Genomic DNA, 26,706 nt, shown 5'->3' on the forward strand with positions numbered 1-26,706 from the left:
TTTAATGTAAGCGTTTTCTATGGTCATTATACTCCTATTTCCAAAATTTGAAAAGGAAAGAATTCGAAGAAATACAATATATTTATAAAAAATTTACAAAAGTAAAACCTCTCGTAAAAAATTACTGAGAGGCTTTATTTTTAACGAAATAAAAATGCAGTTGTTCAATAGCATTTTCTGATATAAGTTCTTTACCATATTCAATAATACGGTAAATTGTTCTAGTGGAAGGATTGCCATATTCAGCTAAAATCGCATAAAATGTTTCACGATCTAGTCTTCCTATTTCATTCTCCTCGAACTTTAAGTAAAACGTATTTTCAAAAGAGAATAATCTTCCACCTAAAGCATCACATGAAACCAATTTTTCAGAAAGTAGGATTAGATCATCTAATGTAGAAAACTCGTACAATATATGTTCACTTTCATCTAGGATTACTTCCATCGAGATAAAGTCGTCTTGAAACTCATCTTCCTCTTCTTCAATTTCATCGGATTTTGTGACAATTACAACCATTCCTTGAGCTTGAAGAGAGAAAACTTCAACGGATACTTTTCCATCTACTTCGAAACCTAGTTCTACGCTAGCTTCATGCATCATATCTTGAAAAAGCTGTTGAACTTTTGGTGCATTGTACCATAAGTCTTCTTTTGTCAGACCACGTTCAGATAAATCATCAGATGTAAGAAAAACTTTTATTTTATTGTAGTTCAACCGTTCCAACCTCATGAACTAGCCTCCTTGCTGCATTTACCATAGTACAGTTTATGTTTTTATCTAATTTTGGTGATTCTAAAGTCAAAATTCATTTATAATTAAAATTCTGCTTTAACCATTCATCCCAGTTCGATTGTTGACTCCCAATATAAAATTCCTGTATGGAATCCATAATCGGGCTTTCACAAGTTGAAACTGCATGACCACCAATTCCAATAATGATATCAGGTTTTATTTTTTTAATAGTAATGGCAAGATCAATTGTTTTCTTTAAATTTTCTCTTAACGTACACGTCATGATAAATCCAGCTGGTTTTACTTCATTTATTACTTGTTCTACATCATTTGAATCAATCGATGCGCCTAAATAAATCACTTGAAAACCGATTCTTCTTAAATAAATCGTAAAAATTAATAAGCCTAGTTCGTGCTTTTCTTCTGGTCCACAAACTGCAATTAACTTCGGCAAATGTTTATTGTTAGGTAAGTTTTGATAGATCATCCCTAATCTTGTTCTTAAAAAAGATGTTGCAAAATGTTCATGGGCACTAGTAATTTCACCATTACGACATTTATCACCTATTAGTATGAAAACCTTCGAAATAATTTTAAATAATACTTTATCAACAGAAAAAAGACTAAAAGCTTCATTCACATAATTATGAGCTTCACTTTCTTCAAAAGATAATAATGAAGAAACAATTCGATTTACTAGTGCATCAGATTGTAGATTTTCAGTAAGAGAGCTGTCATTAGACGATTTATGTTCTTTTGCTTCATATAAGTTAATTGCTTGTCCAATTGTAAACCCTTCATTCACTTTTTGAACGAGCCATTTTAAAATAAAAACATGTTCCTCTGTATATAATCGATGGCCAGCATCATTTCGTACAGGACTAATGATATTATATCTTCGTTCCCAAGCTCTTAAAGTGCCAGGTAATATCCCAACAATGTTAGAAATTGCTTTAATATTGTACTTTCCTATTTGGGCCAATTTTCTTTCCTCCTGCATGTAAACAAGAAACACTTAGTTCATAACTTCAAAATTTAATACTGTAATTGTGTTTTGTTTGCGAATTCCTTTATTGTTATATAGCTCCAAATATACCGTTTTCTGATTTCGATTTCCATTTAATTGACTTCTTTCAAACAGATAAACTTGAATACTTTCAAAATTACTACTATTACTATCCATGACCTCAGTATAACTTGCTAAAATACTAAAATCATCTCCATATCGCTCTTCAAGTGCATAGTCTAAATGATCTCTCTTTGTTTTCACATCATCTAAACCAACAATTGAAAACTTAGTACCATTTTCAGTCTCAAATGAAGCACTTTTATTTTCTAAAATTGTAACTTTACAATCTAGTAATAATGCATTTAGATCTCTATAGTTGCCACTATAATCATGATCATTCCACAAAAAATAGACTGGAGCCATAGAGGATAAATAGTGAATATTTTCACCTTTATATTTTTTTGACTTCTTTTTCGAATAACCGCTTAAAAGAATGATCGTATTATGATTGCAAATTTTTTCAATCTCTGTCAATTTATAAAATAGATCGCCTATATTTGGAATCCAAATAAGCTGAATTGATTCTAAAGAATCATCTACATGTTTTATATTAATTTTTCTATGTATAATTTCTAACTTACTTTTTCGATTAATTAATAAAATAAGTGCTACAATTACTACAATTCCGATCAATGATATTATTTTTATGTTCATTTCCCCCTTGTTATAAAACAAAGCAATGTCTGCTAGAAATCTCAAATTATACTTCATTCAAATAAATCAATTTTTACATATTTTGTTGCTACAGTTCAAAGTGCTTTTTTTTATTATACAAAAACTAGTAGGAATTGAAAAATTTTAAACAACGAAAAAACTTATGGCCATTGATACAAAATGGGCATAAGTCTTTTAAGTGAAATAAAGTTTAATCGGTTCGAATAGTCTATTTTCGTATGATTTCGAATTTCATTTTTCATTGCCTCTATAGATTTCTTAACCTTATTTAACCACATCGACATTTAATGGGATTTTTAGAATCTGACCAGGCGTTACTTCAATCCCATTTAAATGATTTGCATCTTGAATAATTTCTTCGCCATCACGATTACCATAATATTTCATTGAAATCGTAAATAAAGTTTCACCTCTTTTGACTTCGTGATTAATCACTTGAACTCCAATAGTTGCACTTGAATCAGCTTGAAGTTTTACGCCATTATTAATCTCTTTTTTGGTTGAAGCTTTATTCTGAGTTTCCTTCTTTTTTTGCTTTTTAACATTGTTTCTCGCAGCTAATTCAACTTTTTCAAATTTATTTGAAGGTATGATTAAACTTCCTTTTTCAGTAAATATTTTATCGTATTTACTATGTACAAACTTAACTACTCCAAAAGGTAACATGATAAAGATTATGACTAAAGCAGTAATTAAAGGATACTTTATTTTCCACCAAGGTCTACGTAGATCCTCTTTTATTTTCATCGTTTCACTTCTTGGTGGCAAATTTAACAAATCAACTGCTTTATGATCTTCATTTATTTTTTTATTTTTAAATTTCTTATTTTTTTTCATTCGACTTAAGTCAGCGATACGATTAGTCTTAAGCTCATTATTCATTCTTTGTCTTCACTTTCCAAACTTAATTTCATATACAATCCTAAAACATAATCTAATATAAAATGTGCAATAATTACAATAACAAGATTATTTGTTTTCAAATATAAGTAACCTAAGAAAAAACTTTCGATTAATACAATCGTAAGTAAAATCGGTTTTTTCACATATCGAAAATGAACTAAAGCAAACACAACAGATGCAATAATTAATCCAAATTTAGCTTGAATAAATCCTCGAAAAAATAATTCTTCTGATAATGCGATTAAAGTACAAAGTATTGTCATTTCAGGAACTGAGAGTGACGTAAAGAATCTTTTATTAAATCCACCATCATCCAATAAACGCTCTGGAATTGCATAATTTAATAAAATATTAAATAATACGAGTGAAAATCCAGCACCGAATCCAAATAAATAGGTTTTATAGCTTTTTAATAAATGTAAATCATCCAAAAATTTTTCTGTACCAATAAAAAAAACAATACATAAAATAGCGATCACTAAAATGATTAACTGTGTGCCATACACGCTTTTCTTCAAATAGTTAACTGGAATTTCTTGACGGTTTAATTCGCTTTCCATATAGATTCCTCACAGCCCCAATTTATTTCTTAATTCTTGTCCCCATGTACGTACGTTATGATTTTCATATTTCTCATGATTAGTTGAACAATACTCATCAAACGAAATACCACAAATGTTACAGCAATTTCTTGGTCTATTTATTAACATTTCATCAAATAGGAGAAGATATTTTTCTCGATAACATGTAGATGAAGATAGAAAATCAATCATCGCTTTAAGTTTTAAATATTTCACCTTTTTTCTCTCTGAAATTAACTCTTTGATCGATTCTAATAAGCGATCATTTATTTTTTCGAAATACAAATGTTCTTCTACAATTACATTATATTTAACCATTTCAGAATGAAGTGTTGTCCACTGTACTTCACTAAATTGAAAAACCGCTTTCCAATTAGACACAAGTGTTTCAGTTAATTTAATCGGATCTTCTTCTAATCTTTTTACGTACGATAGAAAAGATTCAACTTGACTCATAGTAAGGATTTCGTCATCAATCAACCTTAGTGGTAACTCATGATCGTTTTCACATACAATTAGAATTGCTATACTTGGCTTTCCATCTCGTCCAGCACGTCCAATTTCTTGAAGATAATTCTCAATGTTTGACGGATACTGGTAATGAATTACAAATCTTACATTAGGTTTATTAATTCCCATACCAAAAGCACTTGTACAAACTATGATATCAATTTGATTTTGAATAAATTGTTGTTGAATTAAAATTCTTTGTTCTTGTTCCATTCCACCATGATAATAAGCAACTTTACAATTTAACTTTTCACTTAAAGTATGTGAAATTTTCTCACAAGTAGCTCTAGTACCACAATAAACGATGCCTGGACCTGTTAATTTAGAAAGATGATTAGTTAATAAGTAGAGCTTTTCTATTTCCGAATCTACTTTTTCAACTTGAATTGCTATGTTCTCTCTATTTACTGAATTGATATATTGTTGAACATCTTTTAACTGTAGTATTTCGATTATTTCGTCCCGCACATTTTTGCTAGCTGTAGCGGTTAAAGCTAAAACCGTAGGATTATTTAATTTCCGCTTTATTTCCCCTAGCGTTTTATATTCTGGCCTAAAATCATGGCCCCACTGTGATATACAATGGGCTTCATCAACCACAAATAATGAGATTTTAGACGCAGAAAGCTTTTGAATTAAAAATTGATTTTGTAACATTTCAGGCGAAACAAAAATAAACTTATAGCTACTAATATGATTAAATAAATATTTTTTTTGCTCAAAACTTCTAAAGCTATTTAGTGCAATAACTCGTTTATCTCCGAATGATTTAATCTGTTCTACTTGATCCTCCATAAGTGAAAGTAAAGGTGAAACGATTACTACAACACCAGGTAACAGTAGCCCTGTTAATTGATATAATAGTGACTTCCCTCCACCTGTAGGAAGCATCGCTAAAACATCTTTTGAGTTTATCAAATCATTAATAATTTCTTTTTGGCTATTACGAAAACTTGAATAACCGAATTTTTCGTATAGCACTTTATTTAGGTCCATATAAATCACCCATTCTTGCAAGAGTAATACGAATTTGAAAATAAGTTACCTCATTTAATAAAGCTTCTTTAATAATTTTTAATTTCCTTGTATTAAGTTCAATTATTTTATTTTTTATTAAAGTAAATTGTTTTGTCGAAATAAATTGATGAATTGGAAATAATTTATCACTTAATACACACTCCACTATATGATCCTCGATTGTACTAATTTTTAAATTACGAATCGCTGCTATTTCTTGAATGGTTTTACCTTCTTTAAATAATCGCTTCGTTTCGATTGAAGTATTCGTAATATTAGTACGTTTATCTCCTTTAACAAATTTACTTAATAAAGGATAATGATTGTTCCCTTCGACCAAAATAGTGATGATATGATGCAAAGTATTAATCGAGTTGAGATAAATTTTTTCAACAGCTACTTTGTGTTCAGATGCAATCTGTTCAAACGTCATGCCATAAGAATTAGCACCAGACAATCGTTTCACAAATAATAATGCATCTTCGTCACTTAAATTTTCTAAAATTGTATGTAATTCATTGTAAAATTGCTTAACTAATTCGTCTTTATTCCCATTATAATTAAGAATCTCATTTTTTACCCATTCTTGTATGTCTTGATCTTGAATAACTGCTCTAAAATAGTTTAATTTCATATTCAAATTGGAAACTGTTTGAAAAAATAATGAAAACCTTTTCCAAAAAATCTTTTGAATACTCGAAAACCTTAGACCATTTATATGTGTAAATTCCATAAACTGTAATTTTTGATTTGCTAAATATGCTTGACCATTTTTATTTAACAAATAAATATTTTTATTTTCAGTTTGACCTATGTACCCTTTAACCTCTAACCCATTTATAATTTCTTGCATATTTTGATGGGTAAGGAAATGAAAAAGTCCGAAAAATGATGTGACATGATAAAAATGAGAATCTTGTATAATCTGAGCACTTTGTTTACCTTTTAATAAATACAATATACCTTGGATCGTTCGTTCACCATTATACCGATGAAGTAAAAAAAGGATGATTTCTTCCAAAATTGATAGTTTAGACATTATAAACCTCTCAAATAAATTTATTCCATTAATATATTTGAATATTTTTTCGAATTATTATTAGTAGTTTAAAAATATTTGTGTATTTTTTCTAACTAGTTGTTATTTCTTCTAGCTTATCATATGTATCAATATCCAAACCATTTTAAACAAATAAAAATCATTATTTATTTTATTTGAAATTTCATCATTTCTCGTTTTTTTCAAAACCTTGTACAATTATATTGAAAAGTTTTGGAAACCGTTTTAAAATGTTTACAGGTACATTACAAAAATAGTATCTGTAATAAAAACAGGGAATAATTTGGGAGGTCAATACAATGGCAAAATATACAATCGTTGATAAAGACACTTGTATCGCATGTGGCGCATGTGGCGCTGCTGCACCTGATATCTATGACTATGATGATGAAGGGATTGCATACGTTACTCTAGATGATAACCAAGGAATCGTTGAAATTCCAGACGTATTACTTGATGACATGATGGATGCATTTGAAGGATGCCCAACAGACTCAATCAAAGTTGCTGACGAAGCATTCGATGGCGACGCTTTAAAATTCGAATAGTAAAAACTGCGGCGGAAGTTATTTCGTCGCTTTTTTTATTTTTAAAACTTTGATACCTTTTTCACTTTACAAATGCATTTCTAACGATACAAAAAACAAAAAGTGTCTACCGAAATTTAGTAGACACTTTCATTTATTTATACATTGTGGACATTCATTCTTTGAGTTAACCAAACCTTTAATTTAGGGTAAATCACTAAGAATAAGATCATAATTAACAGACCTTTAATTGCATTAAATGGCATGATTGAAGTGACAATTACTTCATTTGGCAGGTTAAAATTCATGAAATGTGCATATGCAGGTAAGAACACAAAATAATTTAATAAGCTTAAAATTCCCGTCATCACTACAGTACCAATGATTAATCCAAAAGTTAAGCCTTTTACTGAACGATATTTTCTAAAGAAATATGTCGCAGGTAAAATGTATAATACTCCTGCACAAAAATTAGCAAATTCCCCTATTGGTACACCAGTCATACTACCATTAATAACGTAATGAAGTATGTTTTTGATTAACTCTACGCCAATTCCAGCTACCGGTCCAAAAACAATTGCGCCTATTAAAGCCGGAACCTCACTGAAGTCAATTTGAAGCCATACTGGGAATGCAGGAAGTGGAAAATCCAGCATCATCAAAAGATACGAAATACTGCTGAGCATTGCCACTACTACCATTTTATTTACTTTGTTGCGTTGTTGCATAATACCTCTCTCCTTTTTCCCGATCTTATCAAGAAAAATGAAAGGTTCGCTTAAGTAGCGTTATTATTTGCACATATTATAAAAAGTCCAAATTTAAAATGAAAAAACAGTATAAAATTATGCAAATAAAATCCCCTATTTTTTTTAGAATAGGGGAGAATTTTCAGCACGCCAAATAAGCGTTCAAAAAGATGAATTTTTTGAACTTGCGAACCTCCATCTTCTCCCATCCAGACTATACTGTCGGCTCTAGAATCGCACTAGATCCTGCCCAAAAAATCAGGCTCGCGGGCTTATAAGCAATGCTTAATTACCGCCGGTGGGGAATTTCACCCCGCCCCGAAGATAGATCGTTTATTAAATTACAGTTTAATGTTACTAAATTAAATACAGTTTGTAAATAAAAATCTCTTCCTATTCATTTAACGTCATTACTTATGTTTTCTTGACAAAAACTTACTATCGAATCATCCCTATTGTAAAGACTGCTCTATACTTTATCATTTAACAAATACTGTATAATCAATTCCTTTTGCATATTTCAATATGTTTATTTATATTTTCTGAGAATTGGATCTTTACTATTCTTTCTCCTTAAAACAAAAATAGAACTTCGCATATAAATGTCCTTTACTAAAATAAGTAGTAAATTACATTTAAAAAGGAAGTTCATAAAAAACACTAAGGGTTTGAAACTATTTTTAATTCATGAAAATTTTTCACTTCTATTAGATCCTTTAAATTATCTCGATTCCCTCCAATAAATAAAAGTCCAATCGTTAAAACAAAAACGACAATCAACAAACATCTCCTAAGAAAATCAAACATTATTTGCCTCCTACCTAAAGAAATGTGGAAGTGTGTAATCAGCCATATACCGGTGAACTGACTACTGATCATACATAAAAAAATTAGAGTAGACGTATCACCCATTTCAATCTTTAACTCTTTTTATGTATTTAGCTTAAGAAGTATTAGAAACCGAAAATGTATATACCACTAAGTACATTTACTAAAACTTACACTCAATCATTCTATGATTGAAAAAAAGTATTTATACAAAAAAAATAGCAATTGATTAGAAAAATTTAACTATTCAATCGCTATTTTTCTTATTTTATTTTTTATCAGTTCGAAATACGATTGCTCCTCTTTCGTATTCAACATCCTTAATATTTAAACGAGTATTGATTACCCTAGCAAGCGCAAAGAAATAATCAGATAATCGATTTAAATATAAAAATACTGGAAGATGTATGTTTTCTTGCTTCATTAATGTTACAACCGTTCTCTCTGCACGTCTTGTTACCGCTCTTGCTTGATGAATGATTGCAGCAGGTTTTGACCCACCAGGTAAAATAAAACGCTGTAATGGGGGAGTTACTTCCATATATTCATCGATTAATGTTTCAAGTTCTTCAACCATTTTCTCTGTTGTTTTAAAAGGGATACTATCTTTTACAACCGCTAAATCTCCACCGCAGTCAAATAGCTCATGTTGGATTTTTTGAAGTGAATTGTAGAGATCCCTCGTATTTTCATGATCTAAATATGTCATTGCGTATCCAACGATTGTATTTACTTCATCAATTGTTCCGTAAGCCTCAACCCTTAAATCATCTTTATCTACTCGTTTACCTACTAAGCTAGTCTGACCTTTATCCCCAGTTTTTGTATAAATTTTCATGAAAAACCACTCCTTTTTTCAATTTACAATACATTACTTTTATATATAATGACCTTTTTATTTGTTTCTGGATTATCTAAAATTTGAAAAGATGTGTCATATAAACCTTTTAATAAACTTTCATTTAAAACTTTGTCTGTTTTTCCTTCGATATAAATTTTACCATCCTTTAATCCTATTAATCGATCACAGTATAGGCTTGCTAAATTTAAGTCATGAAAAACAGTTACAATCGTTTTATTCTCTTTTTTTTGTAATTCCTTTAACACGTCTAAAATTTTTATAGTATGCATTAAATCTAAATGGTTACTTGGTTCGTCTAAAAAAATATATGGTGTCTCTTGAGCAAAGCATTGAGCAAGAAATACTCTTTGCCGTTCACCACCACTGATTTCATTGATAAAACTTTTTTCCATTTTCTTAATACCAGTCATCAACATTGCATGATTGACCGCAGTTTCATCAATTGTGGACCAACTAGGAAAAAAGGAAGACGAATGCGCAAGGCGTCCAAGTTTTACTGTTTCTTTTACCTCATAAGAATAGGTATAGGAATTTTGTTGGGATAAAACAGCAATTTTTTTTGCTATTTGTTTATTAGACATACTAGAAATAAATTCTCCATCCAACATGACATTTCCTTTAGACGGCTTAAAAAGTCCACAAAGAATATTTAAAAACGTGGACTTCCCACTCCCATTTGGGCCAATAATTCCTAGCCATTCTCCCTGGTTAATAGAATATGACAGCGAATTCAAATCAGTATGAATTCCATCATATGAATATGAGATATCTTGACATTTGATCATACTTTTCCCCTATTTCTTTTCAAAGATAGTAATATAAAAGCAAATATTGGAGCACCAATTAAAGAAGTAATTACCCCGATTGGTAACTCTCTTGGGGCTAAAACAACTCTCGATAATATGTCAGAGGCGATTAAAAAGATTGCACCATTGATCATTGATAAAGGTAGTAATTTTTTATGCAATGGTCCTACAAGTGTTCTAGTAAAATGAGGAACTACTAATCCTACAAATCCGATTGTTCCGGAAACAGCCACTGCTGCACCAGATAAAATACTTCCAGTTAACAAAATTAAATAAGTGGATTTTTTCACATCAATTCCGATATGTTTTGCATTTGTGCTACCAAATGTCATCGCATCTAACTGCCTATTTTGACTAAATAAAATTAAGAAAGAAATCATTAAAAACGGTAATAAACTTAGAGAGTACTGAATGCCTCTCCCACCAATATTGCCCATTAACCACCCTATTACTGCACGTAGCTCATTATTTGAAAACGTTATAAATAATGACAATAATGCAGAACAAAATGAACTGATTATAATACCACCTAATATAATTGTCTCAACATTTAGAGAACGATCTAGTTTTCTAACAAATACTAATAATAAAATAAGTGTACCAAATCCAAATAATATACTCACTACTGGTAATGTAAAATAAGTTACAATAGGTAAGCTTATTTGAAAAAACAAAACCACCACCGCTCCAACAGAGGCTCCTGAAGAAACCCCCAATGTAAAAGGATCAGCTAATGGATTTTTAAGGATTCCTTGAAATGCAACACCTGCCAATGAAAGGCTCGCACCGACTAATCCAGCTAACATAACCCTTGGCACTCGTATATTCATCACAATAGTTTGTATATCTGCTGGAACATAATTAGTTTTAAATAGAACATCTGAAAAGCTAGAAATGATAGAGGAAAAGGGAATCGATGTAGATCCGATCGAAACCCCTAAAATAAATAAAAAAATTAATAAAATAATTGGAATTAAAAAAATTAAATATGTATTATTTAAAAAGCTCTGGGTAAACCGCCTTTGCAATTGCTTCGACTCCCTCTGCAAGTCTTGGACCTGGTCTTGATGTTGTATCTGCATTTATGTCATAAACACGTTTATTTTTAATGGCATTTACTGTTTTCCAGTTTTTTCTATTCATTATCGTTTTTTCTAAGTTTGGAGCGTAATCTCCGTAAGTTGTTAAAATCACATCAGGATTGGCTTTAATCGCTGATTCTTCACTATACAGTACCCATCCTTTTTCGCTTTCAGCTATGTTTTTAGCATGAACAATTGAAATCATTTCATCAAGGAATGTACCTTTACCTGCTGTATATATTTCTGGTGGTCCTGATATTTCAAGCCAAACCTTTGGATTTGAATTTGCTTTAGCTGTTTTTTTACTAATTTCATCTAATTTTGTTTTCATATCAGTTACAACCTTTTTCGATTGCTCTGTTTTTCCCGTTATTAGTCCAACTTGTTGAATCGTATCATACACATCATTAATAGTTGCAGCATTTTTCACGACAAAAACATTAATCCCCGCTTGTTTTATCTGTTCTATGCCGTCAGCAGAAATTCCTAAACTTGATTCATGTGCTAAAACTAAATCAGGTTTTAATGAAATAATCTTTTCAACATTATATGTCATATCGGCATTACTTCCGCCAACTTTATCTATTGATTTTACTTCTTTTGGATAATTGTCAAAATCCGTTACACCGACTACATTTTTGCCATCACCAATAGAAAACAAGATTTCCGTATTACTCGGAATAAGTGATACGATTCTTTTAGGTGCTTCTTTAAAACTAATTTCTTTATTCGTTGCATCTTTTACAGTCATTGGAAAAGTTGCTTGTTCACTCTTATGTACATTCGATTTTTTTTGTGTCGTATCGGTATTACAACCAAATGATCCTAAACACAAAAACATAATGATCAAACTAGATAAAACCTTTTTCATATAAATCCTCCTAATATAATTGGAAAGCATAAAAAAACCCCATTCATTTTGAACGGGGCTGAAACAACAAATATATACAAGAAGTCTTGCAACTGCTGCTTCAAATTCTTACTCCCCGAAGAATTGAACAAGGATGAATTTAGCAGGTCTACTGACTTTGTTTCAACCTACTCCGACCTTCCCATTCTAAAAAGAACAGTGGTTATTCGTTTCGTCCACATTACAGTTGCGGGGACAGTTCTGGATTCTACCAGATTCCCTTTTAAGCAATACTTGCACTAAACTCATCAATCATTCATTTATTCAATCGTAAAATAAATTGGGTAAGAATTCAATTACTTTATTTATTTGTTTTGTTAATCCCTAATCTTTTTGTTGTATTCCTGAAGGTAATTCGTCACTAAATAGATTTAAAAATTGTTTTATATGAAACAAGATTACTCTACATCTTTTTCGTTCATTCGTAAATTATGCGGTATTTTAACTTTAAATGTCGTTCCCTGTCCTACTTCACTATAGACCTGAATAGATCCACCATGTGCTGTTACAATATTTTTAACGATTGCTAAGCCTAAACCCGTTCCACTTCTACCTCTAGTACGCGCTTTATCCGCTTTATAAAAACGTTCAAATACAAATGGTAAATCTTCTTTTGAAATCCCTGCACCTGAATCAATAAAATTAAATGTAGTTGATCTTTCATTTTGATTTACAGAAACAATGATTCTTCCATTTTCATTTGTATGTCTTATTGCATTATCGATTAAATTTGTAAAAACCTGTTCCATTCGATCTTCATCTATGTAGATATTTAAATGTGGAATGTTATCGATTTCACCAAATAGTTTAATATTCTTTTCCTTTGCTAATCCTTTAAACTTGCGTAAAATACGATCTACAAATTGGACTAAAGGAACAGACTCTCTATTTAATTCAGTAAAACCGTTCTCCATTCTTGCTAAATCTAACAAATCATTTACTAATCGACCCATTCTAAGTGACTCATCATAAATGATTTGAGACAAATCTTGCATTTCCTCTTTGGATTCAGCTACACCATCAACAATCGCTTCGCTATAACCTTGTAATAAAGAAATAGGTGTCCGTAGTTCATGAGAAACATGCGCTATAAAGTCTTTTCTCATTTTTTCTAAACGTCTTTGCTCTGTAACATCTCGAATTACCGCTACAACGCCTCTTATATTTTTTTGGTTATATAGAGGAGACATTAAAACTTGCCAATTGCCTTGATCGAAATTTAATTCAATAAATTGCTTTTTCTCACTTTCAACTACTAATACAAATAAATCTAATAGCTCCTTCGTTAAAACAAGTGAAGAGTTTTCTTCTAAATAATCATCATTAAGCATTTTCAAAAAGCGTTCAGCTGGTGGATTTGAAGTTACAATCTGACCTTCTTTATCAATCGAAATGACACCATCTACCATACTTGTAATAATATTAGAAACCTTCTCCTTCTCTTGTTTTAATGCATTCATATTAAAGTTTAATTGTTTGCTCATTTTATTAAATGAATACGCAAGCTCTCCAATTTCATCACTCGAATGGATTGGCACTTTCACATTAAAATTTCCTGAAGTCATACTACTTACAACTTCTTTCATCTTTCTAAGAGGTGCTGTAATTTTTGAAGAAAGAAAGAATGAGAAAAATGTTGTTAATACGATTCCGATCGATGCTGCAAGCAAGACGAAATTAGTCGTTTGGTGAATCATCACAGTTACAGGTTGCAATGTTTGGTACATAAACACTGCTCCATTTTTTGAGTTAGCATAGATTGGAACACCAACTACTAATTTTTCTCTCTCACTATTTTCACCATAAACAAGTCTTTTACTAACCTCTTTGTGCTCAGTTAACGTTTTATTTAAGGTTTGATCATTTTTTATTTCTTTAAAAGGTAGCTCCAAAATACCATATGTGTTATTTGAATACCATGGCTCTTGCCCTTCTATTGAAATAATTACTCTGGAATATCTACTAACAATATTATTTGACAAATACTCAATATTTGAGAGTGGTTGACCATTTTCTATTAACTGTGCAATTTTTGTGGCATCATCTTTCATATTTTGTACTTGAAGGTCAATATAAAATTTTTCAAAAAACCCAATTAAGACAAAGGTCAAGAAAGATAATACAAGCGAAACTAGTAAGATAATTGTTAGCCAAAGCTTTCCAACTAAACTTCTTACAATCATTACTCCTGACCTACTTCAAATTTATACCCTACACCCCAAACGGTGACGATCATTTTTGCAGCTTCCTCTGAGCTTTTACTTAGCTTTTCTCGCAGTCGTTTTACATGTGTGTCTACCGTACGTAAATCTCCGAAAAAATCATATTGCCAAACTGATTTTAATAATGTTTCACGATCAAATACTTTGTCTGGTGCCTTAGCTAAAAACAACAATAGTTCGTATTCTTTTGGTGTTAAACTGATTTCTTCCCCTTCAACAATTACTTTATGAGCGTCATTGTCAATCGTTAGATGTGGGAACACAACGAGATCTTTCGCAGAGGTATTGTCAGAAGTAAATACTGGTACAGGTGCAGAACGTCTTAATAGAGCTTTTACTCGAAGCACTACTTCACGCGGACTAAATGGTTTTACGATATAATCATCTGTACCTACTTCAAAACCTTGTACTCGATTTGTTTCTTCACCTTTTGCCGTTAACATGATCACAGGTGTTGTTTTTGTTTTTCGTAATTCCCTACAAACTTCAATTCCGTCAATTTTAGGCATCATCAAATCTAATACGATTAAGGAATATTCATTCTTCAATGCTAAGTTTAAAGCCTCTTCACCATTTTCAGCTTCATCAATAGAGTATCCATCACGTTCTAAATACATTTTTAATAATCGTCTAATACGATCTTCATCATCTGCTATTAATATTTTTATATTTTGGTCCATCATTTTTAACCCCCTCTTCATAATTTTACATAATAAAAATTGTATATTCTAGTATAATTTGTGAACATTTTTACATAATTCTTAGAATTTATTATTTCCATAAAATAGTAAAAAAAAACTAATTAGCAAGTGTACACGTTTTTAAAGAATAATCATGTGGGTAAAAAATTATCTAGTAAAAAAGCCCTGTAAAGGAAGATTGATTCCTTTACAGGGCTTTTTATTATTAAGCATAAGAGTGTAAGCCGGCAATGATTAAATTAACTGCAATTAAGTTAAACATAATAATCGCAAATCCAATTACGGCTAACCAAGCAGATTTTTCACCTTGCCAGTTACGTTTGAAACGAAGATGTAGAAACACTGCATAAAATAACCATGTTATTAATGCCCAATCTTCTTTTGGGTCCCAGCTCCAAAACTTTGTCCAAGCAATTTGAGCCCAAATCATAGCAAAGATTAGTCCCCCAAGTGTAAATACCGGAAAACCAATTGCTACAGCACGATATCCGATTTCGTCTAATAATTCACTATCAACTTTTTGTACAAATGGCTGTAAAAATGCACCAATTCGTTTTCTTAAAATTAAACGGATGATTGCATATAATGCTGCTCCAGCAAAAATTGACCAAATAACCGTGTTTAATTTTTTAGCATTAACCATAGCTGGCATTTCTGCAAGTGCTTCGAATCGATCCTTTGTAGTCAATTCACCTTTATGTGGGCCAACAAGTGATGGAAGATTATAAACCATTTCTTCTTGTACTTTTTCTTTATTAATCCAATTATATTTTGCTTCATATCCAGATGCAGTAAAAGCTGTTGAAATGACGACGAAACCAACAACAGTTACTATGAAATATAATACCGCTTCTAACCAAAATGTTTTCTTTGTTGATACTTTTTGATCGATATTTTTAATTAAATAAATTAGCCCTGTAATAAAGCTAATCGCTAAAATAGCTTCCCCTAAAGCTGCTGTCGTTACATGAATATGTAACCAATAGCTTTTTAATGATGGAACCAATGGTTTTACTTCATGCGGAAATACTGATGCATATGCAATGATAATAATCGACAAAGGCAATGCGAATAAGCCGATTATATTTAAGCGATACATAAAATAAATCAAGATAAACGCAAAAATCAACATCATTCCAAAGAATGTAATAAATTCAAATAGATTACTTACAGGTGCATGTCCAGCAGCAATCCATCTTAAAATGAAATAAGTAATTTGTGATAAGAATCCAATGATAGTAATCGTAATACCAATTGTCCCCCATCTATTAGGACCATTATCATTTGTTTTCATCGAGCCACCAAAAAAGAAAGTAGCTACTACATAACAAATAAACGCGATAAATAAAAAATTACTACTTAGCTCGTACATATTTTCCCCCTAATTAAACACTATTCTTTTGCTTGTTGATCAATAGGCAATTCTATTTTTGTGTCTTTAAACACTTTCTTTAATTCCATCTTTAAACCATAATAGTTTTTATTTGTAAATGCCGCAACCCAAACTTCCCCATCTTGATTTTGGATCCAAACTCGTCGGTGATACCAATACATACCTTGAATTACACCGATCATAAAGATTGCTCCTCCAATTCCAAGTAACCAAAGAGTTAAATCTTTACGTACTGTTAAACCGGTTGAATCTTTCGTTTCAATACCTGCAAATGACATTTTATATTTGTTTTCGCCATTTGGTTCAATATTTTGTTTAATCGCAACAAATGCTACTTCACCTTTTGGTGTTTTTGGAGTTGTCATTTTAAATACAAACGCTGGATTATTTGGTTTTCTTGTTTTTGTATCAGGTTGACCATCAGAGTTAAAATAGAAATCTGGAAAATAATTTTTTAGTTCTACTTTATATCCATTTTTCAAGTCATATACTTCTTTAGGATTTTGTAAATCTACTGTTATTGGTCCTAATTTTTCACCTGTTTGTTTATTTTGTAATGTAAATAAAAATGCACTAAATTCACCAATCCGATAATCTACTTGATATAAAGCGAAATGTTGGAATTTTAGCGGTTCATTGACTTTAATACTATAATCTTTTACTTTTTTAAGTTTTGGATCTTCCCCTGGTATTAAATTCCCTTCACGTTTAAATAACGTAACATCAGCTTGATAGTTTTTTGGGATTTTATCATTTCCAAAGCGCTCAATCGCTTTTTTATAAACTTTACCTTCTTTATCTTTATCATAGGTTTCCATATGGAAATCATTTAATTTAAGATAGTAGTTTTGGTTTGTACCAACGATAGGTTTTAATTCACCTTCTTGAACCCAAAGGGCCTTATCCATATACATACCTGGTACATATCTCATCATTACTCCAATAAGGAAGATAATTAACCCAATATGGTTTACATATGGACCCCAACGAGAGAAACGACCTTTTTCAGCTAAGATATTGCCGTTTTCTTCACGAATTTTATAACCTCTTTTTTGTAAATTAACTTTAGCTTTTTCTATTTCGTTTGGAATATGATCAACTCTACTAATTCCGAACATCTTTTGTCTTTTTAAAAAGTTTGGATGTCTTGTAACAGTTTGTTTGTTTAGAGCTTTGTAGAGTGGTAATATTCGATCTAAACTACAAATTACTAGTGAGATCCCAATCGATGCAACAAGTAACATGAACCACCACGAGTTAAATGTATTATCCAAACCGATTGCATCGTATATTTTACCGAAGATTCCATATTCATCTTGATAATACGTTGCTGGATTCGCAGTAGGTGGTAGTAGATCTCTTTGCGGAAATATAGTACCTAATGCTGCTGCTACTAGCGTAATTAAAATGATCACAACCGCTACTTTTACTGATGAAAAAAACGTCCATATTTTATCTATAAAAGTTTGATTATTAACAATTGATCTTCTAGCAGTCCCTTCATAGCGCATATCAAGTAATTCAGTACCATTTTCATCTTGAGGTTTTCCACATGACTCACATATAACAGTACCTACATGATTAAGATGACCACATTCACATTTAAAAGTCTCCATTTTATTTCCCCTTACTAATGTACACTCATCATTTTGGTAATATTTCTTTAATATAATTTTCAAAAGAAGTTGGTGTCATTTGACCAGTTACAATTCTCTTTATAGTCCCGTCTGGACTTACAAAAAACGTAGTTGGTAAAGGGTTAACACCATATGTATTTAAAACCTCTTGATCTTTATCTATTCCAACTGGAAAATTAAGTTTATAATCGCTTACAAATCTTTCGACTGAAAATTTCGATTCATCTGCGTTCATTGCAAGTAATTCGATACCTTCTCCTTTATATTTCGAATAGATTTCATTCATAAATGGCATTTCTCGCTTACATGGTTCACACCAAGTACCCCAAAAATTAACAATTACACCTTTTCCCTTTTCACTTGAAAGGGTATATTTTTTACCAGTATTCAGCTCCGTCATAGCAAAGTTTGGTGCCTTACTTCCTTTAGTAATAACTTCATCTTTCTTAAAGAAATTTATGTAAAAAGTATAACCAATTGCACAAACCAAAACTAATAGGATCATTGTTCGAATTAACGTTCTATTTTTCTTCATATATACAGTTCCTCCCATATGATAGAATATCATTATTTCCTATTCTTGAATAGAAATTTGATATGTTTCAAAAAAGACTAAATTTTCAATCTTTTACTCCGAACTATTAAATGTTTAAAGCAAAGAAAAAACTCGGTATTTACCGAGTTTTAGTGAAAAATGAAGATATCAGACTGTATAAAACCATTTTCTAAAATGTTAACCAGATTATACTTAAATACTGCTAAGGTAGGTAACTAAGTAAGAAAGCAGTGTTTGACAGTCTGACTGATCATTAGCGAGGCTTTGCTGAAGCCATTGCTCTTAGTTTTTTCACTTCATGAGGTGATAGTTCTCTTGCATCACCAGGAGTTAATCCACTCAAATCTAAAAACGCATATCGTTCGCGTTTTAACTTCATAACCGGAGTACCAATCGCCTCAAGCATTCTCTTGACTTGACGGTTTCTTCCTTCATGAATGATCAGTCTTACAATTGCAGTATTCTTGCTTTTATCAAGTGAAATCATTTTAACTTGAGCTGGAGCCGTTTTCCCATCCTCAAGCACAATTCCTCTTTCTAATTTACGTAACTGCTCTTTAGTTGGAATACCTTTTACTTTTGCAATATATTCTTTGTCTATTTCATATTTTGGATGTTGTAGTAGATTTGAAAATTCTCCATCATTCGTTAATAGGATGATACCTGAAGTATCAAAATCCAATCGACCAATCGGATAAATCCTTTGTTTAATCATTGGAAAAAAGTCTGTTACAACTTTTCTACCTTTATCATCTGAAACACTTGATATTACACCTGATGGTTTATATAAAAGGAAGTAAACTGGTTCTTCTTTATCAATCGGAATCTCTTCAACTTCAACACGATCATTACCACTTACTTTTACACCTAACTCAGTAACTACTTGACCGTTTACTTTCACTTTACCTTCTTTAATTAATTCTTCTGCTTTACGACGAGAAGCAATTCCCGCTCTAGCAATAACCTTCTGTAATCTTTCCATTCGATCATTTCACCTCTTCAACCATCATACAGATTAATACAATTGAAAACAAGTGGCAGCTACAAGGTTTTTTGTGAATAAAGTGAGTTAAACACCGCTTCTAATCGTTAATTCCATTTTTCAAGTCATGCCTATTACGAAATTATTCCCATAAATCCCTCATTGCTATTCCTATTTGAAATATCATATTTTTTGGAAATCTATCATATATTTTACTAGATTTGCAGAAATGAGGTAATAAAATGAATTTAACATTAAAACACTCCTCAGCATTTGACCGTTCGAAAATTATTACACCAGGTAGTGTCCTTATTACTAAAAAGAATGAAACAATCTATATGCTTGTCTATGAAGAAAATGAGGACGATTTTCCATATGTCCTTGTCTCATTAACTGATGCAAGACTAGTCCAAAATTATGACATTATGCCAACGTTAGGCGATATTGAAGATTGGGTTGGTGAAGTCACAATGGTAACTCAAAAAAACAAACTATCAATTACAATTCAAGCAAATTACTAGTTTGCTGTTTAATCTATTTCAAACCTGTCAATAATTTAATCATAAAATGAAAAAGGAGCTTACTATATGAATTATTCTTTTAATCCAGCAGTAAAATATAATTCAGTTGGTTCGTTTAAATTAGGCGATGTATTTTTCACTTCTGATAAACCTTCAAAAGCATACAAATTAATCTATGACTCTACAGAAACTAATTTCCCTTATATTTTATTGTGCCTAGATGATGCCATTTCAATTCAAAGCTTTGATGATCTTCCAACAATTGAAGATATTGAAGAAAATATCGGAGAAATTAAATTCACTGTACCAAAAGAAAAATTACTTCTTGTGATCAATTAAGGTTTTATTTAACTACTAAACATTCATTTAGCTTATCCAAAAACGCCATCAAAATTTGGATGACGTTTTTTTATTCATTTGAAAAATGATTTTAGGAACACATTCAAGAGCCTATACTGTCTGCCTGCTTTACTTAGGTCAAGATCCGATCTTTCTAATTGAAATGTGTCGTTTCAATTTTTTCTTATTCCAACAAAAAAACGTCATCCAATGAGATGACGTTTTTCAATATCATGCAAATACGCTTTCCAATGTTTCGTCTGTTTGCTCGCTCCAATATTTCAACCATTTTTTTGCGCCTTCAAGATCATGAAGTTTTGCTTGGCCGCATTGAAGTTCATTTGCAGCAGGTACTTCTTCAACTTGTAGTCCAAGTTCGGCAGTTTTACGTAATAATGTGATTACTTCTGAAATTGTTGGAGTACCAGCAATTATTAAATAAAATCCTGTTTGGCATCCCATAGGTGATAAATCAATAATTTTAAATGGGTCACCAGCTGGTACTGCTTCACGAACGTTCAAAGCTAATAAGTGTTCTAACGTGTGAATTGTATCTGGTTTTAGAGCTTGCTTATTTGGTTGGCAAAAACGAATATCATATTTTGTAACTACTCCGTCTGTACCAACTGCATGTGTACCACAATGTCTAACGTAAGGAGCAACAACTTTTGTGTGATCTAATTCAAAACTTTCAACTGACGGCATATTTATTTCCTCCTAATTTACTTCTCTCTATTTTTTAGTGGCTTCAACGATCCATACAAAATCATTATATTGTTCGAACTTCACTTCAAATCCATTTTTTTCAAAATGTGAACGAACAACTGGAATTAATGGATAATATTCTCTAATTAAATCATCTCTTAGATTGATATAATTTGCATTTTCAGCCTTCGTAATTTCATTCTTATATTCTTTTTCTGTTAAAAACATTGTATCAGCAAATACGATTTTTCCATTTGTGTCCAATAGTGAGCTATATATTTTAATAGCTTCATATTTTTCTTGATCAGTTAAATGATGAAAAACGTATGAACTTACAATTGTATCGATCTTTGCTTGTGGTTTTGGAAAATCAATTAAGTCTCCGTCGTGAATCGTAATATTCTCCCCTAATTTCTTATGAGCAATAATTCTCATTTCAGGAGATGGCTCGATTGGAAATACAGTTTTTCCTTTATCAAGAAGTAACTTTGTTAAATTTCCTGTACCAATTCCAAATTCAAGAACGCTGTTTCCACTTCTATTAACAATTTCTTTGAGTATTTCATCATAACGTCGAAATGCTTCTTTATATTCTGGGTCATGTCCTTGAACAAAGGAATCGTAACTTTCTGCCCAACCAGTAAAAACATCTAAAAACTCTCTACCCATTTATCTCACCTTTGATGTTTGAAATATTAATGCTTGTTCTAGGTCTTCGATTAAATCTTCTAAATCTTCTAGACCGACAGATAATCGAATTAATTCATCAGAAATTCCAGATGCAATTCGTTTTTCCCTTGGTATTGAAGCATGCGTCATTTTTGAAGGGATCCCTACAAGACTTTCAACTGCTCCTAAACTTTCAGCTAATGTAAACCACTTTAATTTACTTACAAATTCTTCTGGATCTAAACCTTCTTTTAATTCAAATGAAAGCATGCCACCAAATCCACTACTTTGTTGTTTTGCTAATTCATGATTTGGATGCGTCGATAATCCAGGATAAAATACTTTATTAACATTTGGATGATTCGATAAGAATGTCACAATTTCATGTGTATTTCTTTCATGTTCTTCCATTCTTATTCCAAGTGTTTTAATTCCACGTTGTAATAACCAGCTATCGTTTGGTCCTAAAACTCCACCGATCGAGTTTTGATAGAACGCTAAATCTTCAGCTAGCTCTTCTTTATTTGTTACAACAATCCCAGCTACTACGTCACTATGTCCTCCAAGGTACTTAGTTCCACTATGAACAACAATATCAGCACCTAATGTAAGTGGTTGTTGCCAGTATGGAGTAGCAAATGTATTATCAACAATCGTTAATAAGTCATATTCATTTGCAAGTTTTGCAATTGCTTTAATATCGGTAATTTTTAATAATGGGTTACTAGGTGACTCAATAAAAATAGCTTTTGTATTAGGTGAAATAACATTTTCAACTAAAGTAATATTACTTGTATCAACAAATGTAGCTGTTATGCCTAGATTTGATAACACTCTTGTAAGTAATCGGTAAGTACCACCGTAAACATCATCGCCAACTACGATATGGTCACCAGTCTTGAATAAACTAAACACAGTATGAATAGCTGCCATTCCAGATGCAAATGCAAACCCTGCAACACCGTGCTCTATATCTTTCATTAACTCTTCAAGAGCATGTCGTGTCGGATTGCCTGTTCTGGAATATTCAAAGCCTCTATGTTTGCCAACAGCATCTTGTTTATACGTACTAGTTTGATAAATCGGAACACTAACCGCACCAGTTGTTTCATCTCTACTAATTCCCCCGTGTATTAACGCCGTCTTTTTCTTCATATTTTATCCCTCACTATATATGTTTTTACTTAAGTATCTTTCACTACTATCTGGGAAAATCGTTACGATTGTACTCCCTGGTTTTGCTTTTTTTGCTTCTAATAAACTTGCATATAACGCAGCTCCTGAGGAACTTCCCACTAAAAGTCCTTCTTTCGTTGCTAATTCTTTTACTAAACGAAATGCGTCTGAATCAAGTACTGTATGAATATCATCAAATAAGTTTGTATCGACAAAGGCAGGAATGAATTCCATTCCAATTCCTTCTGTATCATGTGAACCTGGCTTACCGCCATTTAATATTGATCCTTCTGGTTCAACAATAACTGTTTTTACATTTTGTAATTTATCTTTTAAATACTGAGCTGTTCCAGTAAATGTTCCTCCACTACCAGCTCCAGCAACAAATACATCTATTTTTCCATCGAGTTGGTCAACTAACTCTGGTCCTAATGTTTTGTAATAAGTTCTTGGATTCGCCTCATTACTAAATTGAGATGGTACAAATGAATTCGGTATTTCGTTTGAGAGTTCATTTGCTTTTTTAATTGCACCTGTCATTCCATCTTCTGTAGGCGTGTTCACAACCTTTGCTCCAAGTGCTTTCATCAACATTTGTTTTTCAATACTGAATTTTTCAGGAACAACAAATAGGACATTTACGCCATATTTTATCGCTGCTAGTGCTAAACCAATTCCTGTATTTCCGGCGGTTGGTTCAATTACCGTACCACCTTTTTCTAATTTACCTTCATTAAGTGCACTTTCTATTAATTCCATTCCAAGTCGATCTTTAACACTTCCACCTGGGTTACAGAATTCTAACTTTGCAAATAGTCTTGTTCCTTTTGGTAAAGGGAATGTTGTAATTTCAAGCAAAGGTGTTGATCCGATCAGCTCGTGTACTGATTTTACAACTTTCATATTTTCAAGCTCCTTTATGTCACAAAAAGGTTAGTTTCTTCCAATCCATTATATGCAACATGGGTAAAATTGAATGTTGTCTTAATACCAACTATTCTTATTGGTATTATAAGATATTAATCCTAAATGCGCAATAAAAAAGTACTTTTATCCTAAAATAAAAGTACTTTTTTATGAATTCTAATCGAATGGGTTTTCGTTAAGCAAAGAACATCGTCACAAAGATGATCGAAAAAATAATACTGATTGCATCTGCGATTAATCCTACTTTTAATGCATCTCCCATTTTACGTATACCTACCGCTCCAAAATACACCGTTAAAACATATAACGTTGTATCGGTACTACCTTGCATCGTTGAAGCCAATCTTCCGATAAATGAATCTGGTCCATATGTTTTAATTAAATCCGAAGTAATACCTAAAGCTGCTGAACCAGATATAGGTCGAATAATCGCTAGCGGAAAAACTTCTGGAGGAATACCTAGTGAACTTAAGAACGGCCGTATAAGCTCTACACAAAACTCTAAGGCACCAGATGCTCTAAAGATCGAGATGGATACTAGCATACCTACTAAAAATGGAATTAATTGCACTGCAATTGTTACACCTTCTTTTCCACCTACTACAAAAGATTCATACGTCGGCACCTTTTTCCAAGTTCCATGGATTAAAATGACAGCGATAATAAATGGAATGATATAAAGTGAGATTGTATTCATATATCCCATTTATTTTCTCCCCTTTCGATTTCTCCTACTTGCAAAAAAACTATTTACAGCGAGTCCCCCAATAAACGAAACTACTTGTGCAAGTATTGTAACACCTACTATTTCAGTCGGATTTGAAGAATGATAAGACATTCTAACTCCTATGACTGTTGTCGGAATTAAAGTGATTGCACTTGTATTTAAAGTTAAAAATGTAATCATGTCATCACTTGCTTCATTACTATTTCTATTTAATATTTTTAATTGTTCCATCGCCTTGATCCCTAATGGAGTAGCAGCATTTCCTAAACCGAATAAATTGGCTACCATATTTGACATAATATAACCAAGTGCTGGATGGTCTTTAGGAATTTTCGGAAACAAAAATGAAAGAAATGGTTGAAACAATTTCGAAAGTATTTTTAATAATCCTGATTCTTCTGCTATTTTCATTAAACCTAACCAAAAAACAAGTACACTAACTAGTCCAATAATAATGGTAATCGCTTGCTTTCCTCCGTCAAAAACTGCTTTATTTACTTCATCCATCGTTCCATTAATCATCGCAAAAATAAAACCAATTATTGTAAGAGCAACCCAAATGATATTAACCATCGGAATGCTCTCCCATTAAGTTTAATAGAACTTGTTTTCCATTTTGGATAATTTCTTTCGCAAATACTTTTACCTTACTTTCACTATAAAAAATATTTCTAAATCCAATTTGTTCACCCTCTAGTTCGATAATCGCTTTACCAACAATGGCATCATTAGCAATTTTTTTCTCGGTCGGCTTTTGCATTTCAATTGTGATTCTAACTTGATCACGCTCATTTTTATCTAACGGGTAAGAGAAGTCATTCTTCATATAAACATGTCCTTTATATTTTTTATTTGTGACTTCCTTAATTCCACCTTTACTTAATACTTTTGTTAAAGGATAGTTTTTGAATCCGTATTCGAATAATGACATATGATCTTGCCAATCTTTCCCGTCATTTAGTGTGACAACAATTAAATCCATTCCATTTTTTGAAGCAGTTGAGACAAGTGTTCTTTTTGCTTTTTTAGTGAACCCAGTTTTACCTCCAGTACTATACTTGTACATATAAGTAAGCAATTTGTTTTTATTTTTCCAGACATAATCCCAAGATTCTGCTGTATTTGGGGCACGGTGTACTTTCGTTCCAGCAATTTTTGCATATTTAGGATTTTGCATAGCGTATCTTGTTAATAACGCCATATCATAAGCAGATGAGTAATGTTCTTTTCCTTGCTGATCAAGTCCTGATGGATTGCTAAAATATGTATTACTCATTCCGATTTCTTTTGCTTTTTCGTTCATCATATAAACAAATCCTTCAATGCTACCTCCAACAGCCTCAGCAATTGCATTAGCCGCATCATTCCCAGACCTAAGCATTAAGCCATAAACAAGATCTTCTAGCTTAATTTTTTGACCAGGTTTTAAATAGATAGATGATCCTTCTGTTTGGACTGCTCTTGAACTAATTGTTATCGTATTTTGCATTTTACCGGATTCTACAGCAAGTATCGCAGTCATTATTTTTGTAATACTGGCGATTCTTTCAGAGTCATGCATTGCTTTACCATACAAAATTCGTCCAGTTTTTTGATCCATCAAAACTGCATTTCTAGCACTAACTCCTCCAAATGCTTCAACATTATTCGTCGGAATAAGAATTCCGATTAAAAATAAGCCAATGATTCCAACTACTAGCCATTTTTTCATCTTTCGCATCAACTCCACAGTTAGTCCTAATTAGTACAAGTTTACGAATTACATTATAAAAAAATGACTTTTTTTAATAAAAAAGTGCTGAACTTGTTCAGATATGAAAACCTGAGCAATTCCAGCAC

The 26,706-nt window shown here is 31.7% G+C and carries 29 protein-coding genes and 2 riboswitches; of the genes, 3 read left to right on the forward strand and 26 right to left on the reverse strand.

All coding sequences use genetic code 11. From position 1 onward, the window contains the following. Positions 1 to 121: 121 nt before the first annotated feature. From CN925_RS05360 to CN925_RS05390, 7 genes are all read right to left on the reverse strand, one after another. Positions 122 to 730 (reverse strand): genetic competence negative regulator, encoded by a 609-nt coding sequence (locus tag CN925_RS05360; protein WP_025672362.1) that lies wholly within the window; start codon positions 728 to 730, stop codon positions 122 to 124. 76 nt (positions 731 to 806) lie between these two features. After that, on the reverse strand, positions 807 to 1,715 hold the full coding sequence (locus CN925_RS05365) for a MerR family transcriptional regulator (RefSeq protein ID WP_098845230.1): 909 nt from the start codon (positions 1,713 to 1,715) through the stop codon (positions 807 to 809). A 33-nt stretch (positions 1,716 to 1,748) separates the two neighbouring features. Continuing rightward, positions 1,749 to 2,456, reverse strand: coding sequence for a metallophosphoesterase family protein (locus tag CN925_RS05370; RefSeq protein WP_142339191.1), 708 nt, complete (start codon positions 2,454 to 2,456; stop codon positions 1,749 to 1,751). A 285-nt stretch (positions 2,457 to 2,741) separates the two neighbouring features. Further along, entirely contained in the window at positions 2,742 to 3,359 is a 618-nt protein-coding gene (locus CN925_RS05375) for a LysM peptidoglycan-binding domain-containing protein (protein ID WP_098845232.1), read from the reverse strand. Continuing rightward, positions 3,356 to 3,940 carry a CPBP family intramembrane glutamic endopeptidase gene (locus tag CN925_RS05380; protein ID WP_098845233.1) on the reverse strand — a complete coding sequence of 195 codons (585 nt, stop codon included), beginning with the start codon at positions 3,938 to 3,940 and terminating at the stop codon, positions 3,356 to 3,358. Before CN925_RS05380 ends, CN925_RS05375 begins: the two co-directional genes overlap by 4 nt. 9 nt (positions 3,941 to 3,949) lie before the next feature. Continuing rightward, positions 3,950 to 5,467, reverse strand: a complete 1,518-nt coding sequence (locus CN925_RS05385; protein WP_098845234.1) for a RecQ family ATP-dependent DNA helicase — start codon at positions 5,465 to 5,467, stop codon at positions 3,950 to 3,952. Beyond that, positions 5,454 to 6,527, reverse strand: coding sequence for a YpbB family protein (locus CN925_RS05390; protein WP_098845235.1), 1,074 nt, complete (start codon positions 6,525 to 6,527; stop codon positions 5,454 to 5,456). The genes CN925_RS05385 and CN925_RS05390 overlap by 14 nt, the downstream gene beginning before the upstream one ends. A gap of 320 nt (positions 6,528 to 6,847) precedes the next feature. Between CN925_RS05390 and CN925_RS05395 the strand changes: the two genes are divergently transcribed. After that, positions 6,848 to 7,096 (forward strand): ferredoxin, encoded by a 249-nt coding sequence (locus tag CN925_RS05395; protein WP_098845236.1) that lies wholly within the window; start codon positions 6,848 to 6,850, stop codon positions 7,094 to 7,096. A gap of 137 nt (positions 7,097 to 7,233) precedes the next feature. On the opposite strand, the gene CN925_RS05400 is transcribed toward CN925_RS05395, so the two are convergent. From CN925_RS05400 to rluB, 12 genes are all read right to left on the reverse strand, one after another. Next, positions 7,234 to 7,803: an ECF transporter S component gene (locus CN925_RS05400; protein WP_098845237.1), complete on the reverse strand. Its 570-nt coding sequence runs from the start codon at positions 7,801 to 7,803 to the stop codon at positions 7,234 to 7,236. Positions 7,804 to 8,017: 214 nt separating this feature from the next. Next, positions 8,018 to 8,154: riboswitch (FMN riboswitch) on the reverse strand. Between the two features lie 330 nt (positions 8,155 to 8,484). Next, complete coding sequence (locus tag CN925_RS21220) at positions 8,485 to 8,631, reverse strand: hypothetical protein (RefSeq protein WP_180232858.1); 147 nt, start codon at positions 8,629 to 8,631, stop codon at positions 8,485 to 8,487. Between the two features lie 289 nt (positions 8,632 to 8,920). Further along, positions 8,921 to 9,490, reverse strand: coding sequence for a cob(I)yrinic acid a,c-diamide adenosyltransferase (locus CN925_RS05405; protein WP_098845238.1), 570 nt, complete (start codon positions 9,488 to 9,490; stop codon positions 8,921 to 8,923). Between the two features lie 23 nt (positions 9,491 to 9,513). Further along, entirely contained in the window at positions 9,514 to 10,299 is a 786-nt protein-coding gene (locus CN925_RS05410; RefSeq protein ID WP_098845239.1) for an ABC transporter ATP-binding protein, read from the reverse strand. Next, positions 10,296 to 11,348 (reverse strand): FecCD family ABC transporter permease, encoded by a 1,053-nt coding sequence (locus CN925_RS05415; protein ID WP_098845240.1) that lies wholly within the window; start codon positions 11,346 to 11,348, stop codon positions 10,296 to 10,298. Before CN925_RS05415 ends, CN925_RS05410 begins: the two co-directional genes overlap by 4 nt. After that, on the reverse strand, positions 11,314 to 12,273 hold the full coding sequence (locus CN925_RS05420) for an ABC transporter substrate-binding protein (RefSeq protein ID WP_098845241.1): 960 nt from the start codon (positions 12,271 to 12,273) through the stop codon (positions 11,314 to 11,316). Before CN925_RS05420 ends, CN925_RS05415 begins: the two co-directional genes overlap by 35 nt. A gap of 124 nt (positions 12,274 to 12,397) precedes the next feature. Continuing rightward, a riboswitch (cobalamin riboswitch) is annotated at positions 12,398 to 12,571 on the reverse strand. Between the two features lie 139 nt (positions 12,572 to 12,710). Next, the gene (locus CN925_RS05425) at positions 12,711 to 14,495 is read right to left on the reverse strand and encodes an ATP-binding protein (RefSeq protein ID WP_098845242.1); all 1,785 of its coding nucleotides are present in this window, start codon (positions 14,493 to 14,495) and stop codon (positions 12,711 to 12,713) included. Beyond that, complete coding sequence (locus CN925_RS05430) at positions 14,495 to 15,214, reverse strand: response regulator transcription factor (protein WP_098845409.1); 720 nt, start codon at positions 15,212 to 15,214, stop codon at positions 14,495 to 14,497. The genes CN925_RS05425 and CN925_RS05430 overlap by 1 nt, the downstream gene beginning before the upstream one ends. A 226-nt stretch (positions 15,215 to 15,440) precedes the next feature. Then, positions 15,441 to 16,607, reverse strand: coding sequence for a c-type cytochrome biogenesis protein CcsB (gene ccsB, locus CN925_RS05435; RefSeq protein WP_098845243.1), 1,167 nt, complete (start codon positions 16,605 to 16,607; stop codon positions 15,441 to 15,443). A 20-nt stretch (positions 16,608 to 16,627) separates the two neighbouring features. Continuing rightward, entirely contained in the window at positions 16,628 to 18,244 is a 1,617-nt protein-coding gene (gene resB / locus CN925_RS05440; protein ID WP_098845244.1) for a cytochrome c biogenesis protein ResB, read from the reverse strand. Positions 18,245 to 18,272: 28 nt separating this feature from the next. Continuing rightward, positions 18,273 to 18,800 (reverse strand): thiol-disulfide oxidoreductase ResA, encoded by a 528-nt coding sequence (gene resA, locus CN925_RS05445; protein WP_098845245.1) that lies wholly within the window; start codon positions 18,798 to 18,800, stop codon positions 18,273 to 18,275. Positions 18,801 to 19,074: 274 nt separating this feature from the next. Then, complete coding sequence (gene rluB, locus CN925_RS05450) at positions 19,075 to 19,803, reverse strand: 23S rRNA pseudouridine(2605) synthase RluB (RefSeq protein WP_098845246.1); 729 nt, start codon at positions 19,801 to 19,803, stop codon at positions 19,075 to 19,077. A 242-nt stretch (positions 19,804 to 20,045) separates the two neighbouring features. Between rluB and CN925_RS05455 the strand changes: the two genes are divergently transcribed. Then, positions 20,046 to 20,324, forward strand: coding sequence for a hypothetical protein (locus CN925_RS05455; protein ID WP_098845247.1), 279 nt, complete (start codon positions 20,046 to 20,048; stop codon positions 20,322 to 20,324). Positions 20,325 to 20,390: 66 nt separating this feature from the next. Further along, positions 20,391 to 20,663, forward strand: coding sequence for a hypothetical protein (locus CN925_RS05460; protein WP_098845248.1), 273 nt, complete (start codon positions 20,391 to 20,393; stop codon positions 20,661 to 20,663). A 231-nt stretch (positions 20,664 to 20,894) separates the two neighbouring features. Here CN925_RS05460 and CN925_RS05465 read toward each other — a convergent pair whose 3' ends face one another. The 7 genes from CN925_RS05465 to CN925_RS05495 form a co-directional block, all read right to left on the reverse strand. Next, positions 20,895 to 21,368 (reverse strand): S-ribosylhomocysteine lyase, encoded by a 474-nt coding sequence (locus tag CN925_RS05465; RefSeq protein ID WP_098845249.1) that lies wholly within the window; start codon positions 21,366 to 21,368, stop codon positions 20,895 to 20,897. A gap of 27 nt (positions 21,369 to 21,395) precedes the next feature. Beyond that, positions 21,396 to 22,037 (reverse strand): class I SAM-dependent DNA methyltransferase, encoded by a 642-nt coding sequence (locus tag CN925_RS05470; protein WP_098845250.1) that lies wholly within the window; start codon positions 22,035 to 22,037, stop codon positions 21,396 to 21,398. Then, positions 22,038 to 23,192, reverse strand: a complete 1,155-nt coding sequence (locus tag CN925_RS05475) for a bifunctional cystathionine gamma-lyase/homocysteine desulfhydrase (protein WP_098845251.1) — start codon at positions 23,190 to 23,192, stop codon at positions 22,038 to 22,040. Between the two features lie 3 nt (positions 23,193 to 23,195). Next, on the reverse strand, positions 23,196 to 24,116 hold the full coding sequence (locus CN925_RS05480) for a PLP-dependent cysteine synthase family protein (RefSeq protein ID WP_098845252.1): 921 nt from the start codon (positions 24,114 to 24,116) through the stop codon (positions 23,196 to 23,198). Positions 24,117 to 24,315: 199 nt separating this feature from the next. After that, entirely contained in the window at positions 24,316 to 24,846 is a 531-nt protein-coding gene (locus CN925_RS05485) for a spore maturation protein (RefSeq protein ID WP_098845253.1), read from the reverse strand. After that, entirely contained in the window at positions 24,847 to 25,440 is a 594-nt protein-coding gene (locus CN925_RS05490; protein ID WP_098845254.1) for a nucleoside recognition domain-containing protein, read from the reverse strand. Beyond that, entirely contained in the window at positions 25,433 to 26,587 is a 1,155-nt protein-coding gene (locus tag CN925_RS05495; RefSeq protein WP_098845255.1) for a D-alanyl-D-alanine carboxypeptidase family protein, read from the reverse strand. Before CN925_RS05495 ends, CN925_RS05490 begins: the two co-directional genes overlap by 8 nt. Positions 26,588 to 26,706 lie beyond the last annotated feature (119 nt).

Source organism: Bacillus sp. AFS055030 (assembly GCF_002574545.1).
Classification (GTDB): domain Bacteria; phylum Bacillota; class Bacilli; order Bacillales; family Bacillaceae_G; genus Gottfriedia.

Excerpts from the sequence above, each read along its gene's own strand:
- ccsB (WP_098845243.1), bottom strand. The coding sequence starts at position 16,607 with ATGTACGAGCTAAGTAGTAATTTTTTATTTATCGCGTTTATTTGTTAT.
- CN925_RS05410 (WP_098845239.1), bottom strand. The coding sequence starts at position 10,299 with ATGATCAAATGTCAAGATATCTCATATTCATATGATGGAATTCATACT.
- CN925_RS05465 (WP_098845249.1), bottom strand. The coding sequence starts at position 21,368 with ATGCCGTCAGTTGAAAGTTTTGAATTAGATCACACAAAAGTTGTTGCT.
- CN925_RS05375 (WP_098845232.1), bottom strand. The coding sequence starts at position 3,359 with ATGAATAATGAGCTTAAGACTAATCGTATCGCTGACTTAAGTCGAATG.
- CN925_RS05390 (WP_098845235.1), bottom strand. The coding sequence starts at position 6,527 with ATGTCTAAACTATCAATTTTGGAAGAAATCATCCTTTTTTTACTTCAT.
- CN925_RS05360 (WP_025672362.1), bottom strand. The coding sequence starts at position 730 with ATGAGGTTGGAACGGTTGAACTACAATAAAATAAAAGTTTTTCTTACA.
- resB (WP_098845244.1), bottom strand. The coding sequence starts at position 18,244 with ATGGAGACTTTTAAATGTGAATGTGGTCATCTTAATCATGTAGGTACT.
- CN925_RS05385 (WP_098845234.1), bottom strand. The coding sequence starts at position 5,467 with ATGGACCTAAATAAAGTGCTATACGAAAAATTCGGTTATTCAAGTTTT.
- CN925_RS05380 (WP_098845233.1), bottom strand. The coding sequence starts at position 3,940 with ATGGAAAGCGAATTAAACCGTCAAGAAATTCCAGTTAACTATTTGAAG.
- CN925_RS05495 (WP_098845255.1), bottom strand. The coding sequence starts at position 26,587 with ATGCGAAAGATGAAAAAATGGCTAGTAGTTGGAATCATTGGCTTATTT.
- CN925_RS05470 (WP_098845250.1), bottom strand. The coding sequence starts at position 22,037 with ATGGGTAGAGAGTTTTTAGATGTTTTTACTGGTTGGGCAGAAAGTTAC.
- resA (WP_098845245.1), bottom strand. The coding sequence starts at position 18,800 with ATGAAGAAAAATAGAACGTTAATTCGAACAATGATCCTATTAGTTTTG.
- CN925_RS05455 (WP_098845247.1), top strand. The coding sequence starts at position 20,046 with ATGAATTTAACATTAAAACACTCCTCAGCATTTGACCGTTCGAAAATT.
- CN925_RS05420 (WP_098845241.1), bottom strand. The coding sequence starts at position 12,273 with ATGAAAAAGGTTTTATCTAGTTTGATCATTATGTTTTTGTGTTTAGGA.
- CN925_RS05485 (WP_098845253.1), bottom strand. The coding sequence starts at position 24,846 with ATGGGATATATGAATACAATCTCACTTTATATCATTCCATTTATTATC.
- CN925_RS05400 (WP_098845237.1), bottom strand. The coding sequence starts at position 7,803 with ATGCAACAACGCAACAAAGTAAATAAAATGGTAGTAGTGGCAATGCTC.
- rluB (WP_098845246.1), bottom strand. The coding sequence starts at position 19,803 with ATGGAAAGATTACAGAAGGTTATTGCTAGAGCGGGAATTGCTTCTCGT.
- CN925_RS05370 (WP_142339191.1), bottom strand. The coding sequence starts at position 2,456 with ATGAACATAAAAATAATATCATTGATCGGAATTGTAGTAATTGTAGCA.
- CN925_RS05425 (WP_098845242.1), bottom strand. The coding sequence starts at position 14,495 with ATGATTGTAAGAAGTTTAGTTGGAAAGCTTTGGCTAACAATTATCTTA.
- CN925_RS05475 (WP_098845251.1), bottom strand. The coding sequence starts at position 23,192 with ATGAAGAAAAAGACGGCGTTAATACACGGGGGAATTAGTAGAGATGAA.
- CN925_RS05430 (WP_098845409.1), bottom strand. The coding sequence starts at position 15,214 with ATGGACCAAAATATAAAAATATTAATAGCAGATGATGAAGATCGTATT.
- CN925_RS21220 (WP_180232858.1), bottom strand. The coding sequence starts at position 8,631 with ATGTTTGATTTTCTTAGGAGATGTTTGTTGATTGTCGTTTTTGTTTTA.
- CN925_RS05395 (WP_098845236.1), top strand. The coding sequence starts at position 6,848 with ATGGCAAAATATACAATCGTTGATAAAGACACTTGTATCGCATGTGGC.
- CN925_RS05460 (WP_098845248.1), top strand. The coding sequence starts at position 20,391 with ATGAATTATTCTTTTAATCCAGCAGTAAAATATAATTCAGTTGGTTCG.
- CN925_RS05490 (WP_098845254.1), bottom strand. The coding sequence starts at position 25,440 with ATGGTTAATATCATTTGGGTTGCTCTTACAATAATTGGTTTTATTTTT.
- CN925_RS05405 (WP_098845238.1), bottom strand. The coding sequence starts at position 9,490 with ATGAAAATTTATACAAAAACTGGGGATAAAGGTCAGACTAGCTTAGTA.
- CN925_RS05480 (WP_098845252.1), bottom strand. The coding sequence starts at position 24,116 with ATGAAAGTTGTAAAATCAGTACACGAGCTGATCGGATCAACACCTTTG.